This window comes from Polaromonas sp. (assembly GCF_036676035.1).
In the GTDB taxonomy this organism is placed as follows: Bacteria; Pseudomonadota; Gammaproteobacteria; order Burkholderiales; family Burkholderiaceae_C; genus Polaromonas.
Genome location: NZ_JAKFDR010000068.1, coordinates 1 through 14,822, shown reverse-complemented (window position 1 = coordinate 14,822; position 14,822 = coordinate 1). Strand labels below are relative to the sequence as shown.

Annotated in this window: 19 protein-coding genes; 7 read left to right on the top strand and 12 right to left on the bottom strand. The window is 60.5% G+C overall.

Annotation, left to right across the window (positions count from 1 at the left end; translation table 11 throughout):
* Nucleotides 1-8: 8 nt before the first annotated feature.
* Genes ppa through V6M61_RS11360 form a run of 3 tightly spaced genes read left to right on the top strand, consistent with a single transcriptional unit; the run spans nt 9 to nt 1,191 of the window.
* Nucleotides 9-554, top strand: a complete 546-nt coding sequence (gene ppa / locus V6M61_RS11370) for an inorganic diphosphatase (protein ID WP_332776688.1) — start codon at nt 9-11, stop codon at nt 552-554.
* 38 nt (nt 555-592) lie between these two features.
* Nucleotides 593-811, top strand: a complete 219-nt coding sequence (locus V6M61_RS11365; RefSeq protein ID WP_332776687.1) for an AbrB/MazE/SpoVT family DNA-binding domain-containing protein — start codon at nt 593-595, stop codon at nt 809-811.
* Entirely contained in the window at nt 811-1,191 is a 381-nt protein-coding gene (locus V6M61_RS11360; RefSeq protein ID WP_332776686.1) for a type II toxin-antitoxin system VapC family toxin, read from the top strand. Before V6M61_RS11365 ends, V6M61_RS11360 begins: the two co-directional genes overlap by 1 nt.
* Here the strand turns inward: V6M61_RS11360 and V6M61_RS11355 are convergent, their stop codons facing one another.
* From V6M61_RS11355 to V6M61_RS11335, 5 genes are all read right to left on the bottom strand, one after another.
* Nucleotides 1,192-2,034: an alpha/beta hydrolase gene (locus tag V6M61_RS11355; RefSeq protein ID WP_332776685.1), complete on the bottom strand. Its 843-nt coding sequence runs from the start codon at nt 2,032-2,034 to the stop codon at nt 1,192-1,194. It abuts the gene before it with no gap.
* Complete coding sequence (locus tag V6M61_RS11350) at nt 1,937-3,667, bottom strand: wax ester/triacylglycerol synthase family O-acyltransferase (RefSeq protein ID WP_332776684.1); 1,731 nt, start codon at nt 3,665-3,667, stop codon at nt 1,937-1,939. The genes V6M61_RS11355 and V6M61_RS11350 overlap by 98 nt, the downstream gene beginning before the upstream one ends.
* A 185-nt stretch (nt 3,668-3,852) precedes the next feature.
* A complete protein-coding gene (locus tag V6M61_RS11345) occupies nt 3,853-4,389 on the bottom strand; it encodes a hypothetical protein (RefSeq protein WP_332776683.1) in 537 nt (178 codons plus the stop codon).
* The gene (locus V6M61_RS11340; RefSeq protein WP_332776682.1) at nt 4,379-4,960 is read right to left on the bottom strand and encodes a type II toxin-antitoxin system HicB family antitoxin; all 582 of its coding nucleotides are present in this window, start codon (nt 4,958-4,960) and stop codon (nt 4,379-4,381) included. The genes V6M61_RS11345 and V6M61_RS11340 overlap by 11 nt, the downstream gene beginning before the upstream one ends.
* Nucleotides 4,961-4,968: 8 nt before the next feature.
* Entirely contained in the window at nt 4,969-5,223 is a 255-nt protein-coding gene (locus tag V6M61_RS11335) for a type II toxin-antitoxin system HicA family toxin (RefSeq protein ID WP_332776681.1), read from the bottom strand.
* 234 nt (nt 5,224-5,457) lie between these two features.
* Between V6M61_RS11335 and V6M61_RS11330 the strand changes: the two genes are divergently transcribed.
* Complete coding sequence (locus V6M61_RS11330) at nt 5,458-6,084, top strand: LysE family translocator (protein WP_332776680.1); 627 nt, start codon at nt 5,458-5,460, stop codon at nt 6,082-6,084.
* 98 nt (nt 6,085-6,182) lie between these two features.
* Here the strand turns inward: V6M61_RS11330 and V6M61_RS11325 are convergent, their stop codons facing one another.
* Complete coding sequence (locus tag V6M61_RS11325) at nt 6,183-6,500, bottom strand: hypothetical protein (RefSeq protein WP_332776679.1); 318 nt, start codon at nt 6,498-6,500, stop codon at nt 6,183-6,185.
* 673 nt (nt 6,501-7,173) lie between these two features.
* Nucleotides 7,174-7,452: a hypothetical protein gene (locus V6M61_RS11320; protein WP_332776678.1), complete on the bottom strand. Its 279-nt coding sequence runs from the start codon at nt 7,450-7,452 to the stop codon at nt 7,174-7,176.
* A 1-nt stretch (nt 7,453) separates the two neighbouring features.
* Between V6M61_RS11320 and nirK the strand changes: the two genes are divergently transcribed.
* Nucleotides 7,454-8,557 carry a copper-containing nitrite reductase gene (gene nirK / locus V6M61_RS11315; protein WP_332776699.1) on the top strand — a complete coding sequence of 368 codons (1,104 nt, stop codon included), beginning with the start codon at nt 7,454-7,456 and terminating at the stop codon, nt 8,555-8,557.
* A gap of 157 nt (nt 8,558-8,714) precedes the next feature.
* Here the strand turns inward: nirK and V6M61_RS11310 are convergent, their stop codons facing one another.
* Nucleotides 8,715-10,184, bottom strand: a complete 1,470-nt coding sequence (locus V6M61_RS11310; protein WP_332776677.1) for a GNAT family N-acetyltransferase — start codon at nt 10,182-10,184, stop codon at nt 8,715-8,717.
* Between the two features lie 95 nt (nt 10,185-10,279).
* Here V6M61_RS11310 and V6M61_RS11305 point away from each other — a divergent pair, with 95 nt between their 5' ends.
* Together V6M61_RS11305 and V6M61_RS11300 are read left to right on the top strand one after the other, a co-directional pair.
* On the top strand, nt 10,280-11,974 hold the full coding sequence (locus V6M61_RS11305) for an NAD+ synthase (RefSeq protein ID WP_332776676.1): 1,695 nt from the start codon (nt 10,280-10,282) through the stop codon (nt 11,972-11,974).
* A gap of 81 nt (nt 11,975-12,055) precedes the next feature.
* Nucleotides 12,056-12,394 carry a P-II family nitrogen regulator gene (locus V6M61_RS11300; RefSeq protein WP_011483231.1) on the top strand — a complete coding sequence of 113 codons (339 nt, stop codon included), beginning with the start codon at nt 12,056-12,058 and terminating at the stop codon, nt 12,392-12,394.
* 119 nt (nt 12,395-12,513) lie between these two features.
* Here V6M61_RS11300 and V6M61_RS11295 read toward each other — a convergent pair whose 3' ends face one another.
* The 4 genes from V6M61_RS11295 to V6M61_RS11280 form a co-directional block, all read right to left on the bottom strand.
* Nucleotides 12,514-13,116, bottom strand: a complete 603-nt coding sequence (locus tag V6M61_RS11295) for a TIGR00730 family Rossman fold protein (protein ID WP_332776675.1) — start codon at nt 13,114-13,116, stop codon at nt 12,514-12,516.
* The gene (locus V6M61_RS11290; protein WP_332776674.1) at nt 13,113-13,559 is read right to left on the bottom strand and encodes a diacylglycerol kinase; all 447 of its coding nucleotides are present in this window, start codon (nt 13,557-13,559) and stop codon (nt 13,113-13,115) included. The genes V6M61_RS11295 and V6M61_RS11290 overlap by 4 nt, the downstream gene beginning before the upstream one ends.
* Before the next feature lie 36 nt (nt 13,560-13,595).
* A complete protein-coding gene (locus tag V6M61_RS11285; protein ID WP_332776673.1) occupies nt 13,596-14,168 on the bottom strand; it encodes an RDD family protein in 573 nt (190 codons plus the stop codon).
* A gap of 84 nt (nt 14,169-14,252) precedes the next feature.
* On the bottom strand, nt 14,253-14,822 hold a 570-nt coding region (locus tag V6M61_RS11280; RefSeq protein ID WP_332776672.1), incomplete at its 5' end, for a DUF3106 domain-containing protein.

Here is a 14,822-nt window from a genome sequence, read left to right as displayed (position 1 = left end):
CTCCCTTCATGTCTCTCGATAAAGTTTCCCCCGGCAAAAACGTTCCCGAAGCCTTCAATGTGATCATCGAAATCCCGATGAACGCCGACCCCGTGAAGTACGAAGTCGACAAGGAGTCGGGCGCGATTTTCGTGGACCGCTTCATGAGCACGTCCATGCACTACCCGACCAACTACGGCTATGTGCCCAAAACCATCAGCGGCGACGGCGACCCGGTGGACGTGCTGGTGATCACCCCGGTGCCCCTGATCCCCGGCGTGGTGGTCACCTGCCGCCCCATCGGCATTCTGAAGATGGAAGACGAAGCCGGCGAAGACGGCAAGGTGCTGGCCGTGCCCACCGACAAGATCTTGTCGATCTATACCCAGTGGCAAAAACCTGAAGACCTGAACCCGCTGCGCCTGAAAACCATCGCCCACTTCTTTGAGCACTACAAAGACCTCGAAGAAGGCAAGTGGGTCAAGGTGCTGGGCTGGGAAGGCCCCGAGTCCGCCAAGAAAGAAATTACCGACGGCATGGCCAACTACGAGAAAGCCCAGAAGGCCAAGGCTTGAGCTTGCCGGCGACAGCGTTTAACGGTAACATGATCGATATGGAAACCGTTACCCTGTCGCCGAAATTCCAGGTTGTCATCCCGCAGTCGATCCGTAGCGCGCTTCAGCTCGCGCCGGGGGACAAGATGCACGTCATCGGCTATGGGAACCGGGTCGAGATTATTCCTTCCCGCAGCATGAAGTCCATGCGCGGCTTCCTGCACCGCAAGGGCACTGAGCCGGATACTCGGATCGAGCGGGATAAAGACCGGCTCTGATGGCCACCAGCCGCGGTTTCAACGTCGTCGACTCTTCGGCCTGGCTCGAGTATTTCTTCGACACACCGCTGGCCACGTCCTTCGCCGCCGCGATCGAAGACACGGATCGCCTCGTCGTTCCCGTGATCACGCTCTACGAAGTCTTCAAGAAGGTACTGCGCAGCCATGGCGAAGATGCCGCGCTGCAGGTGGCGGCGCAGATGCAGCAAGGCGAACTGGTCCCATTGGACGAGGGGCTGGCGCTGGAGGCAGCCAAGCTGTCGTTGCCCTTGGCCGACAGCCTGATCTATGCCACGGCGCAGCGCTACAAGGCCACACTGTGGACGCAGGACCAGCACTTCGAGAGCCTGCCCGGCGTGCGTTATTTCGCCAAACCCTGATCAAGCCCGGTTCGGCTCCGGGTAAATCAGGCCATGCAGGCCGCCCTTGCGTGCAAACGGCTGCCAGCGGCCTTCGGCCTGCGCCAGCCGGTCGGCCACGGCCCACCAGGCGCTGGGGTTCAGGCCCAGGCCCACGTGGCTGGCGATGACCTCGATGTTTTCGGTCTGCGGGTTGGCGGCGCTGGGCGCCTGAATGCTGCCTTGCCAAGCCACGATGCCGTCGGTGCGCGAGTAAATGCTGGTGGTCGGCACCGGCGGGGCGGCGGGCAGGTCGTAGTTTTCAGCCTCTTGCTCAATGCTGCGGCCGCTGGCCAGCTCGTAGATTTTCCAGGCGTTGGTCGAGCGGTGCGTGCCGGCAAACGGCGTGCCCAGCGTGATCACGCCGCGCACCCTATGCGGCAGCTCTTTGGCCAGCTCGCGCGCGTACACGCCGCCCAGGCTCCAGCCAATCAGGCTGACCTTGCGCCCGGTGGCCTCGAAGGCGTGCGTGACATGCGCGCGGGCCGCTTCCAGCACGCCGGCGCGCGGGCCAAAGTTAAAGCCCTGCTCCCAGCCGCTGGTCTGGTAGCCCAGCCAATCGAGGTAGCGCCGCAGCGGCATGGTCGAGCCGTCGCTGGCCGACAAACCGGGGAACACCACCACCGCATGGCCATCGCCACGGGGCGCCCGCGCCAGCAGGGGCCACGCGGGCAGCACCGCCCCAAATTCCCAGAGTGCGCGGAACTCCAGCGCCAGCAGCAAGGCGCTAGGCGGCGGTACGTCGTGCAGGGCTTCGGGCCGCCTTGGTGGCGGGCTGGGCTTTGCGGACTTGCCTGACTTCTGGTTTCGCGCGGGTCGTGCCATGGTTGGAAGCATTGTTTCTTGTGCTGTTGCTATTGCTAGTGCTGCTGGTGCTGACAGAAGCAGTATCGGGGCGCTTCGCGGCTTTACCAGTGAGAGGCTTCTCTAATTTCGTTGTTTGGGCGGCACGGGGCTTGCGGGGTTTTACCGGCGCGGTTGGTTCAGCAGCGGGCGGTGCCGGCGCCAGCAGGCTCAGTGCCTCCCTGAAAGCCGCTTCCACCGCCCTGGCCAGGTCCTGCGCGTGCGGCAGCGCCTGTTTGCCGGCAATGATGCCGAAGTCCACATGCCCCGCGTAAGTCTGGATGGTGATGTTGAGCGCCAGCCCGTGCAGCACGATGGACAGCGGATGAAAGCTCAAGAAGCGCGCGCCCGCCAGGTACAAGGGCACTTGCGGCCCGGGCACGTTGGAGATGGCCAGGTTGGCCACCGCAGGCAGCCGCGCCGCCATGCCGGTTTTGCCATAGGCGTTCAGCGCCGCCCTGGCCGCGCCGCCCACCAGCCAGGGCGCCAGCAGCGAAGGGTAGTCGGTGGGCAGCAGGCTCTTGAGGCTTTGCATCGAGGTCTTGACCTTGGCCGTCGACGCCATGATGGCGTTCATGCGCTTGAGCGGGTGGGCCAGGTGCGTGCCCAGCTCCACCAGGCTGATGCTGACCTGGTTGCCCAGATCGGCCGCATCGTTGTGGCCCGCCTCGCGCAGCGACACCGGCATGGCCGCCACCATGGACTTTTTGGGCACGCTTGCGTGCTGCGCCAGGTAGTTGCGCAGCGCCGTCGAGCAGATCCACAGCACCACATCGTTAAAGGTGCCGCCCACCGCCTCACCCATGGCGCGGCATTCGGCCAGCGGCACGGTGGCCGTCACAAACACCCGGTCCGCGCCAATCGCCACGTTGAACGGGGTCTTGGGCGCCAGGCGCATCGGCAGCTTGGGGCGCAGACCCGTGCCGGAGCCCTTGAGCGCCTGCCTGGCCAGCGTGCCGCCCAGGGTGCTGGCCGCCGAGGGCAGGGTCTTGGCCAGCTTGACCACCTGCGCCAAGGAGTTGGAAAACACCGAGCCAATCATCTTGCCCACCTTCAGGTCGGCCTGCAGCTTGCGCTGGTGCGCCGGGTCCGGCGGCGGCACCTCGCGTGGCGTGGGCCCCAGGTCCAGCAGCGCATTGGCCAGCACCACGCCGCCCTTGCCGTCAAGCGCCGCATGATGGATTTTGGAATAGAAGCCGCCAACGATCTGGCCCGAAGGCAGCTTGATGCGGTCAAAAATATAAAACTCCCACAGCGGGTAGCGGCGGTCAATCAGCTCGCCATGCAGTTTGGCGCACAGCGCGTGTGCCTGCGCCACCGTCATGGGCGGCGCGCCCCTTTTGGCCGGGTCCGCCCGCCGCACATGAAAGTCCACGTCCACGGCTTCAGCCTCCACCCACAGCGGATGGCCCAGGTCAAACGGCATGAAAGCCAGCTTGCGGCTGAACACCGGCGCCAAGTGTATGCGTTTGGCGATGTGCTTCTGGACTTCTTTGTGAAAGCTGCCCTTGAAGCCCACCGGCAGCTCGCAGAGGTTGAGCGAGCCCACATGCATGGGCATTTCGGGGGTTTCGAGGTAGAGGAAAGTCGCGTCCAGGCCGCTGAGGGATTTCATTGTTATGTCTCCGTGGGGAGACCTTAACTCAGGCGGAATGGGGGTGGGATTAGGGTTTGCCGTGATGAGTAGGCATTACTCTGAGGTTCGAGCTTTAGGTCTCCGGTATGTTCAATTCTGAAAACTGGATTGAAACATTCCCAATTTACTGAGGAGCTTCTGTCACTTACTTTCGACGTACATGCCTACGTTACCTTGGCTGTTTTTTTGCGGGCGGCGAGAGCGCGGTTTCGAATTTTTGGTATCTCAATTTTCGGCTCTGGTACGGCGCCAATGGTCGAAAGAGGTGCTCTGCGAATTTCAAAATTAAAAGTATGCACCGATTCTCCAACCGTGACAATGAGCGTTCTTTCGCCAAAAAACGTTACTACACAGGGTTGCATAACCCCCACCATATTGATCGACTGCCCGGTACCTGGCATTGCAAATTCATGCGATTGCATGAATGGCTTGCGTTTTTCATCGGCCTTAATGTCGATCGAAATCGTGGTCGCGTGAGTGAGGTTTGAAAAGTTGAATAAGAATCCCAGAGACTTGATCAGGATGGGCGTTGATTCTGTTGGCTCAGGGATGTTTTCAGGTAAAGGGAGTACAACGACGTTATCGGTGTACAGCCCAATGGCGCTCACCTTGCCATTGAGTTCCTGCCGCAAGTCCTCAGCAATATAAAAGCGAACCTGCGGTTTTGCAGTTGCCACTTTTTTATGAGGCTTAGTGGGCATAGATATGCTCCGGAGTTGTCGGTAGTGTTTCTGCTACTGATGAGCCTATGGCTTCCCAGTACTCTTTCGGCTCGGTTACGCCGGCTCGCGGTTGACTTTGAGTCAGGCGGACCGTAGTCGCGGTTGAATCCAACCGTCTTGAAAATGCGGCGGGGTCGATCTTCGAAACAAGAACCGTCTGCAAGATGCTGGCTCGATGCGTCTCAACACCATGTGCTGTAACGGAGACCGGGCTTGTGGCTGACCCAAGGTATGCCCCCAGCGCTTTGCAAACGACATCATTGAGGCTGGTATTGTCAGCAATGGAACGTCGTGTGGCAGCTCTGTGCAGCTCCGGGCTTACCCGAACGTTGAACTGGCCTCTGCAAGATTTTTGAGGCTCTTTGCCAATTTGTTTGCAGGTTTCGATGTAGTCATCAACGGCTTCTTCAAATTGCTTTTGAAGATCACCAATAGATTTCGATTCGTACGTGACGGCGTCATCAATATACAAAATCTTTCCGCGGCAGACATTGCGCTTCATGTCCAGTTCGGCGCTTCCTTCAAACTCTTTGTATTTAAGAATTTCCACAATATCCTCTAGATAAAACCGTTAGCTTCGAGATGTGTAACAACGTCTGCGATGCACCCTTTGTCTACGTTCGGCGAAGGGTGGGGCTCATGGCAAATAATCAAGGCCTTTGTCGTGGTGTGAACAAATTTGCGCCTAGAACCGCTGTTTTTCAGCATTTCGTACCCCAAATGTTCAAGCACGCCTTTGAGTTCATTCCACTTGATATCGGCAGCTGGTGGTTTGGCGCGTAGCCTAGCCAAAGCCTTTTGGTGTTTAGACATGCGATTTTACGCTTTCTGTGAACGTAATGTAACTGAAAAGCAGTTACATCGTTTCTCTTTTCAGTTGTTTTTCGTTTTTTTATCGGTCAGTCTCTTGCCGTTGTGGGGAGGTTCATATATCCCAGTTGGGAAGCAATCGCGTGTCCAGAGTAAACCTCGGCCACCGATTTAAACCGCAGGCTTTGTAGCATAAATTGCGGCACAAACTCGTTAGCCACCAAAGGAGCATTTCTCATGCCTGTCGAACTCTGGTTTGCCTTTGTTGCCGCGTCCGCGGTCCTGCTCATCATTCCTGGCCCGACCATTCTTACGGTCATCAGCTACTCCATGGCGCATGGCCGGCGCGCGAATGTTCCGCTCGTCGCTGCCGTGGCGCTGGGTGATTCAACCGCCTTGGTCGTGTCGCTGCTCGGTCTGGGTGCGCTGCTGGCCACCTCGGCCTTCTGGTTCACCGTGGTCAAGTGGGCGGGTGGCCTGTATTTGCTTTACCTCGGCATCAGGCTGCTGCGCGCAGGCATCTCGTCCGCCGAATTGGTCGCGCCGGCCGTCCCCGGCTCCCGCTGGAGGCTTTTCGCCAATACCTATCTGGTCACGGCGCTCAATCCCAAGGGCATCGTGTTCTTCGTGGCGTTTTTGCCGCAGTTCATCAGCCCGAATGCCGGTGTCGCGCAGCAGCTTTGGGTTCTGGCCGTCACGTTCGTGGTCATGGCCACGCTCAATGCCACGCTGTACGCCATATTTGCCGGCTCGGCGCGCAGCTTGCTGGCTTCGCCGCGTGCGCAGCGGCGTTTCAACATCGCGGGCGGCTCGCTGCTCTCGGTTGCAGGCGTGTGGGCCTTGTTGGCCAGGCGTTCTGCATGACGGTGAGGTAATTGCATGGGTCCCGGATCAGAGCCTGCCCCGGACTTGATCCGGGGTCCGGGATGACAAACCTGGGCAACTTCGGTGTCAACGCGGCTTCAGCTGCGAATCACAAACCGCGCATCCCCCATCTCTTTGCCCAGCGGCTTGAACGCGGCCATGATGGCATCGGCTTCGGCCTTCTCCCATAGCGCAATGACTTGCTGCTCGGCCTCGGGCGTTGATTCCGGCGGCTGGTCTTCGTTGAGCGCGCGCACCAGCAAGCAGGTCTGCAGCGCGGGCAGCACGTACTCGGGCCCGCCCAGTGCAAAGTCAAGGGCCATGCGAAAGCGCAGTTCGGCCGCGCTTCGCTGGGCGGTGCTCAGGCCCTGGGCGTCTACCAGTTTGACGGTGTAGGTGCGGGCGGTGGTGGTCATGGGGTGGCTCCTTGCGGCCTGATGAATATTGCAATCCGGGCGTAACCAGGCAGTTTGCTGATTGCCGGCGCGCCGTCCTACAGTGAAATCACCAATGTCTGACAGCCGGCATGCTCGCTAGTCTTTACATTGGCTCATCCACCTCTTCAGACATGGATTGATCATGGCCATACAGAATGCAGACCTCAGCCGCCCCAATGCCAAGCCTGCCAGCCCGGTTGCCAGTGTAGTGCCAGCGTTGCCGGCTTCAGCGGGCAAGCAGCCCGCCACAGCACATCCAGCCAAACCGGCTCATGCCTGGCCTTTTATGGTGCGCTCGGAGGGTGAGGCGAAGGCGGAGTGAATGCTGGTTAATCGGGGGATCAAGGCTTGCCCTCTTGATTTTCTTGTAAGCGAAAACAAGCCTTGACCCTTGCTGTTTGTGCGTAGGCAGCTATTAAAAGTGTAGCGATTATGAGTGCTAGCGCCGCGAAGGGCCGCCCCGAGCAAGCGACGGTCCCCTCGGGGGGCAGCGCATTACACGAAGTGTTCTCGAAGAGCGGCGAAGCCAAAAGCGTGGGGGCAAGCGCCGCGAAGGGCCGCCCCGAGCAAGCGACGGCCCCCTCGGGGGGCAGCGCATTACACGAAGTGAAAAGCGTGGGGGCTACATAGTCAGACGCACCGAATGAAATCATCAGTTCCCTGATGCGCGGCCCGTGCAGTCCGTTGGCTGCTTTGCGGCTGCGAGCTTTTGCTCAAGTTTGGCCAGCACAGTTTCTGCGCTGACGTAGCGGTTTTCTGCTTTGGCTTTTTGAGCAGAACGCAGGCCGCCTGCCGGTTGTTTGACAGGGATCAATACTTTGCCGCCAGATTGGCGCCTAATGAAATTTCCGTTGGCGCCCCATTTGCTGATGCAGCAGTGGCGTCGTTCGGAGCGGCAGGCCTGACCTTGGTTTGGGCGCAAAGGATCCATGATGAACAAGCTATTGATAGTCACGGCAGCGCTGTTGCTGCCACTGGTTGGGCAGTCGCAAACAGGTGGTTTACCCGGCTTCGAGGTGGGCAAGGCCGCCAGCTTGTCGGGCGTGGAGCGCGTCACCCAGGTTCTGGTTCCTCCGCCTGCGGTGCCCGTTCACTCGCAAGTCAACGCCGGCAAGCCACGCATCGTGCAAGTGCGTCTGGTGATTGAAGAAAAGGAGATCGAGCTTGCGCCCGGTGCCTATGTCTGGGCATTTACCTTCAATGGCAGCGTGCCCGGGCCGCTGATCGTGGCTCACGAGGGTGACTATATCGAGCTGACGCTGGTGAACCCCGAAACCAGCCAACTGCCTCACAACATTGATTTTCATGCGGCCACCGGGGCGATGGGCGGTGGCGCGCTCACCATGGTGGCCCCCGGCCAGGAGGTGGTGTTGCGCTGGAAGGCCACCAAGCCAGGCGTGTTTGTGTACCACTGCGCCCCCGGCGGCGTGATGGTGCCGTGGCATGTGGTGCACGGCATGAACGGCGCCGTGATGATCTTGCCGCGCGATGGCCTCAAGGATGCCAATGGCACGGCCATTCGCTACGACAGGGCTTACTACATCGGCGAGCAGGATTACTACCTGCCCCAGGAGGCAGACGGCAAGTACAAGCGCTACGCCAGTCCCGCTCTTTCGCTCAATGATGACCTGCAAGTCATGCGCGGGCTGATTCCGACGCACGTGGCTTTCGGTGGCAAGGTCGGTGCGCTCACGGGCAACAACGCGATGAAAGCCAGCGTGGGCGAGACCGTGTTGTTTATCCACTCGCAGGCCAACCGGCCGTCCTACCCCCATCTGATCGGGGGCCATGCCGACTATTTGTGGGAGCGCGGCAAATTCAATGACCCGCCCTTGCGCGGGCAGGAGAGCTGGAGCATTGCGGCGGGCTCAGCCGGGGCTTTCGTGTACACCTTCAAGCAGCCAGGCATGTATGCCTACCTGTCTCACAATCTGATTGAGGCCACCATGCTGGGTGCGATTTCGCACATCTTGGTCGATGGAAAGTGGGACAACGACTTGATGCAACAGATCAAGCCCGCCACTGCGATCAAGTAGCGCGGTCAGGGCCTAGTACTGCAACCCGAAAATATCGAAACATGAAAGCGCGTCTTCGCACCCATGGCGGCGTTGCAACCCTTGCGAAGGCGCCCAGCCTTTGCTGCGGCTTGGCGCCTTGCCCTGGGCACGAATCCATCACTTTCATTTTGTTTCGCTACTTCCGGGTTGCAGTACTAGCTGAGCCCTTGAACGGGCTGCGCCGTTCCAGATCGTCCATGTAATTCTCAATACCGGCCCCTTCGCGGGCCAAGAAGCGCTCGACTGCGTCGGCAAATGCCGGGTGCGCCAGCCAGTGGGCGCTGGTGGTCTTGACCGGGAGCAGGGCGCGCGCCATTTTGTGCTCGCCTTGGGCGCCGCCTTCAAAGCGCTGGTAGCCGTGTTCCATGCACCACTGCAGCGGCTGGTAGTAGCAGGCTTCAAAGTGCAGGCAGTCCACCCGCTCGATGGCGCCCCAGTAGCGGCCGTAGGCTATCTTTGGCGAATCTCTTAAGCCAAATTGGCCTGTAGCCCCAGCAAAACCTGCGTCAACAGCTATCAAACTTGTAGCAATTTTCCGGCCCCGGCGCTCGGCCACAAACAGCAGCCAGTTCTCGGGCATGGTGCGGGCCATGCGTGCAAAGAAGTCGCGGCTCAGATACGGCGCGTTGCCGTGCTCGTAGTAGGTGCGTTCGTAGCATTGGTAGAAGAAGTCCCAGTCTTCCTGGCTGATGTCCTGGCCCAGCGACCAGCGGAAGGTCACGCCGGCCTCAGCCACCTTGCGGCGCTCCTGGCGGATTTTTTTGCGCTTTTCCTGGCTGAGGGACATCAGGAAGTCGTCGAAGTCGCGGTAGCCGGGCGCGCCATCCGTTCGCCCTGATCTTGCCGAAGGGCTCACCGGGGCAGGGATGGCTTCGACAGGCTCAGCCCGAACGGAGTCGGCTTCAGCGGAGCCTGTTTCATTGCCGGGAGTGTCCTTCGATACCTCAGGACGAACGGAGAGCGGGCCGAGCGTGGGAGTGGAGCATTTTTCCGACGGGCCGCCCCTAGGAAAAATAGCCCCCTCGGGGGGTAGCGCAGTACGCGAAGCGACAAGCGTGGGGGCCACATTCTGCCAGTGAAATTGCACGTTGTGGCGCAGCATCAGCCCGGCTTCTTCGCAGGCGGCCACATCGTCGTCACTGGCAAACAGCAGGTGCAGTGACGAGAGTTTTTCTTCCTCGCACCAGGCCACCAGCGCCTGGACCAGCAGCGTGCGCGCCGCTGCATCGCGCGCCAGCAAGCGCGCGCCGGGCACGGGTGTGAAGGGTGGGGCAATCACGGCTTTGGGGTAATAGTCCAGGCCGTGCTGTTGGTAGGCGTTGGCCCAGGCCCAGTCAAACACGTACTCGCCGTAGGAGTGGGCCTTGAGGTAGAGGGCGCAGGCGCCTGCCAGTGTTTTGCCCTGCCAGAGCGTGACAAAGCGGGGCGTCCAGCCGGTCTCGGGCGTGGCGCTGCCGCTTTGGTGCATGGCGGCCAGGTATTCGTAGCGCATGAAGGGGCTCAGGCTGCCGGCCGGGTCTTGCGCGGCCAGCAGGGCGTTCCAGTCGTCTGCGTTCACGTCCAGCGGCGAATCCAGCACGCGGATGACATAATCGTTTTCAGGCACGCAATCCTCCGTTCACCCTGAGCTTGTCGAAGGGTTGTGTGTTTTGATTGACCAAGGCTTCGACAAGCTCAGCCCGAACGGAATTTCTCGTTTTCATGACTCTCAAAATCTGCGTTGCCCAATTGAACTTCTGCGTGGGCGACATGCCGGGCAATGCGCAAAAAATCATTGACGCGGCCCGCACGGCCTATGCAGGCGGTGCCCGGCTGCTGCTCACGCCCGAGTTGGCGATCTGCGGCTACGCGGCCGAAGACCTGTTTTTGCGCCCGTCCTTCATCCAAGCCTGTGATGATGCCGTGAATCTGGTGGCCCGTGAGCTTGCCGGGTTAAAAGGCCTGACGGTGGTGGTGGGCACGCCGACCCACGGCAATACCGGGCATGGCGGGGGCCTGCGCACCAAAAGCATGGCGGTGCAGCAGCGCCACAACGCGGCCAAGGTGCTGCGCGAAGGCCGTGTCATGGAAACCTATGCCAAGCGCGAACTGCCCAATTACCAGGTGTTTGACGAGCGCCGTTACTTCACACCCGGGCAGGGCGTGTGCGTGTTTCAGGCCGGGGAGGGCGAAGACGCTATCAGCATCGGCCTGCTGATCTGCGAAGACGCCTGGTTTGAAGAGCCGGCGCGGCTGGCCAAAGCGGCTGGCGCCGAACTGCTGGCCGTCATCAACGCCTCGCCGTTCCACGTCGGCAAGGGCGGCGAGCGCGAGCTGATGATGCGCAGCCGGGTGCAGGCCACCGGCCTGCCGCTGGTCTATGCGCATCTGGTGGGTGGTCAGGACGAGATCGTGTTCGAAGGCCATTCGTTTGCACTGCAAGCCGACGGCGCATTGGCCGGACGGGCTGAAAGTTTCAAGGAAAATTTGTTTGCAGTCCAGGCAGAACGTATACCAGGCACTCTCAAATTAGTAGCTGATATTGAACCGGGGCGCAGCAACGAAGCCGACTTGTGGGACGCCCTCGTGCTCGGCGTGCGCGATTACCTGGGCAAAAATGGCTTTCCAGGTGCGATTCTGGGCCTGTCAGGTGGCATTGACTCAGCGCTGGTGCTGGCCATCGCGGTGGACGCGCTGGGTGCCGACAAGGTGCGCACGGTCATGATGCCGTCCCCGTATACGGCTGACATTTCATGGGTGGATGCGCGTGAGATGGCGCAGCGTCTCAAGGTGCGCTATGACGAGATTTCCATTGTTCCCGAGTTTGAAGCTTTCAAGGGCTCGCTGGCCCATGAGTTCAAGGGCCTGAAGGAAGATACGACCGAAGAAAACATCCAGGCGCGCATTCGCGGGGTGTTTTTGATGGCGCTGAGCAACAAGTTTGGCTCCATCGTGCTCACCACTGGCAACAAGAGCGAGATGGCCACCGGGTATTGCACGCTCTATGGTGACATGGCAGGCGGCTTTGCGGTGATCAAGGATCTTGCCAAGACGACGGTGTTCAAGCTGGCGCGCTGGCGCAACGAAAATGATCCGTATGGGACAGGTGCCAATCCGATTCCCGAGCGTGTCATCACGCGGCCGCCGAGCGCCGAGCTGCGCCCCGACCAGACCGACCAGGACAGCCTGCCGCCCTACGAGGTGCTGGACGCGATCCTGGAGCGCTATATGGAAAACGACCAGAGCGTGGAAGCCATCATTGCCGCCGGCTATGAGCGCGCGGTAGTTGAGCGCGTGGCCAGGCTCATCAAGATCAATGAGTACAAACGCCGCCAGGCCCCGGTGGGCATCCGGGTCACACACCGCAGTTTTGGCAAGGATTGGCGCTATCCTATTACCAGCAAATTTCGCGCCTAGGGTCGGGCTTGGGAGCCGCATTGGCGCTACATTCAAGGCAGTAGCCAATATTCAGAATTCAGAACCAACGGAGATCTTTCAGTGAAACAAATTACCGCGATCCTTAAACCCTTCAAACTGGAAGAAGTCCGGGAGGCTCTTGCTGAATGTGGGGTTACCGGCCTCACCGTGACCGAAGTCAAGGGTTTCGGTCGCCAGAAGGGCCATACCGAGCTCTACCGCGGCGCCGAGTACGTGGTCGACTTCCTGCCCAAGGTCAAGGTGGAAGTGGTCGTGAAAACCGACGACGTCGAACGCTGTGTGGACGCCATCGTGCGCGCGGCACGCACCGGCAAGATCGGTGATGGCAAGATTTTCATCACCGCCGTCGAGCGCACGGTGCGCATCCGTACCGGCGAAGAGGACGAAGCGGCCGTCTAACCGGTCCCCAGGCTCGTCACCTTGTGTGCTTCGCTGCCCCCTCAAGGGGGTAAAACCTGCTCGAGGCGGCACTTCGTTGCTCGCTGCGTTCGGTGACCGCGGCGTTTTGCCCGACAGCTTTAAATCTGGTCTAGTCGTGCGGTGGTGGCCGTCATACCGGCCGCCTGCACCAGCTGCTGCAGCAGCGCCTGCGCGTCGCTGCCGGTACAGATCAGTTCCATCTGCCAGTCGCTCATGAAGCCGCTTTTGACGGCAGAGTCCAGAAACGCCAGCAGGCTGTCGTAATGGCCGGCCATGTTGAGCAGGCCCACGGGTTTGTCGTGGTAGCCGAGCTGGCGCCAGGTCCAGACTTCAAAAAACTCCTCCAGCGTGCCGATGCCCCCCGGCAACGCCAAAAATGCATCGGCATGCTCGGCCATGATGCGCTTGCGCTCGTGCATGGTGTTCACGATGTGCAGCTCGGTGCAGCCGGTGTGGGCCCATTCCTTTTCCACCAGCGCCTTGGGAATCACGCCCAGCACGCGCCCGCCCGCGGCCAGTGCAGCGTCTGCCATGATGCCCATCAGCCCATTGCGGCCGCCACCGTAGACCAGCTGGCCACCGTGCCGGCCTATCCAGCTGCCAACCTCATGCGCCACTGCGGCAAATTCAGGGGTATTTCCGGGCCGGGAGCCGCAGTAGATACAGACGGAAAAAGCGGGTTTCAGGGTGCTGGAATTCATGCTGCAAACCGCTGAAACAGGGCCAGCGCCCAGGTGCCGGCGCAAAGCAGCAGGCTGAGCAGCACGGCGGCGCTGCCCATGTCCTTGGCGCGCTTGGAAAGGTCATGCCACTCGGGACCAATGCGGTCAATCGCGGTTTCAATCCCGGTATTGAGCAACTCGACAATCATGATGAGAATGACCGTGCCGGCCAGTAAAACGGTTTCGACCCAGGTGCGACCCAACCAGAAGGCGGCCGGAACCAGCACGATGGAGGCAATGGCTTCCTGGCGAAAAGCCGTCTCGTGCCAGCCGGCGCGCAAACCGGCGACAGAATAGCCCAAGGCGTGCCAGATGCGGGAGAGGCCCTTGCGGTGTTTTTGAGGGTTGACCCGTTCGTCGGAGGTCACGTTAGGGTTGGCGCTGGTCGCTGCGGAAGCTGAAAACTGGACTTGTTCGGACATGGGGGCATTGTCTCGCAGCTTTGTGGCATGTTGATGTTAGGACGGATCGGGGGCTACCGGGCTGTTCTTTGGCTTGCGCTTGCCTGCGCGCTTTTGTTTTTCGGGCGCCACCCAGGTCACCAGCCTCGTGCCGGCCCAGGCGTCGTGCCAGAATTGTCGCTCCGGATGAAAGCGCGCCAAAATCGCCCAGATGGCAACCCAGCCCAGCGTCAATACGCCCCCTTCCGCACCCGAGAGGCCCAGCAGCCAACTCGCGCCGAGCGGCGGCAGGAACCACAGCCAGCTCAGCAGATAGCGCAGCAGGGCGCGCCGCTGGGTGATGGAAGCGCCGTTCACATCAACCACACGGATATTCCAGGTCTTCATGGCAAGGGTCTGGCCTTTGGCCCAAAACCAGACGAAGTAAATGCCGAAAATGACAAAAACAAAGGCCTGCAAGGCATGGCGATTGTCCAGCGCATTGCGCGTCTGGCTCAGCGTGCCGAACAGATAGCCGGCAATGAAGACCACCCCGAACATCAGCAGGCCTTCATATAGCCAGCAGGCCATGCGCCTGGGAAGTGATGGTATGGGCGTCGGCGGGGTAGCCGGAATGTTGGATACTATCAATTTTATAGCGCCAAGCAGGCGCCCCAAAATGGCTGCGGCACTAATTATTAAATAACCTCGGCCAGTGTGCGCACTGGCGGGTGGTCAGCGCTGGGGTGCGGTACCAAGCCGGCCGCTGCCGGCTTCACCCGGGCGCAGTGCCGAGGGATTGCCAGCCTCCGCCGGTTGTGAAGGCATGATTTTAGGCTCAGGCTTGGTGACCGGCTTGTTGGGATGGGGCGGAACGGCGGCGAGTTTCTGCGGAGCCACCGGCTTGACAGCCGTGGCGGCGCCAGTCGGCTTGGGGCTGGCTTTGGCTGCCAGCTTCTGCTTTTCTTCGGCGCTCAGGGCTTGGTAAGTTTCCCACTTGGCTTTTTTCTCTTCCGGCGTCAATTGCCCGGACAGCTCCTTTGTCTTGCCAAAATTGAGCCGTGCCTGTGCGCGTTGCTGGGGGCTCAGCATGACCCAATCGTTCATGCGGCTGTGCATGGTGGCTTGGCCTTCGGGAGGCAGCGAGGGGTAATTTTTGGAGATTTCCAGCCATTTGCGCTTTTGCCCCTCATTGATGGCGTTCCAGCTTGAAGCCAGCGGTTTGAGCGCTTGTTGCTGCATGGGCGTCAGTTCTGCCCAGGTAGGGCGAGATATGGCTGGCTTGACCGGCGGCGGCGCCAGCGA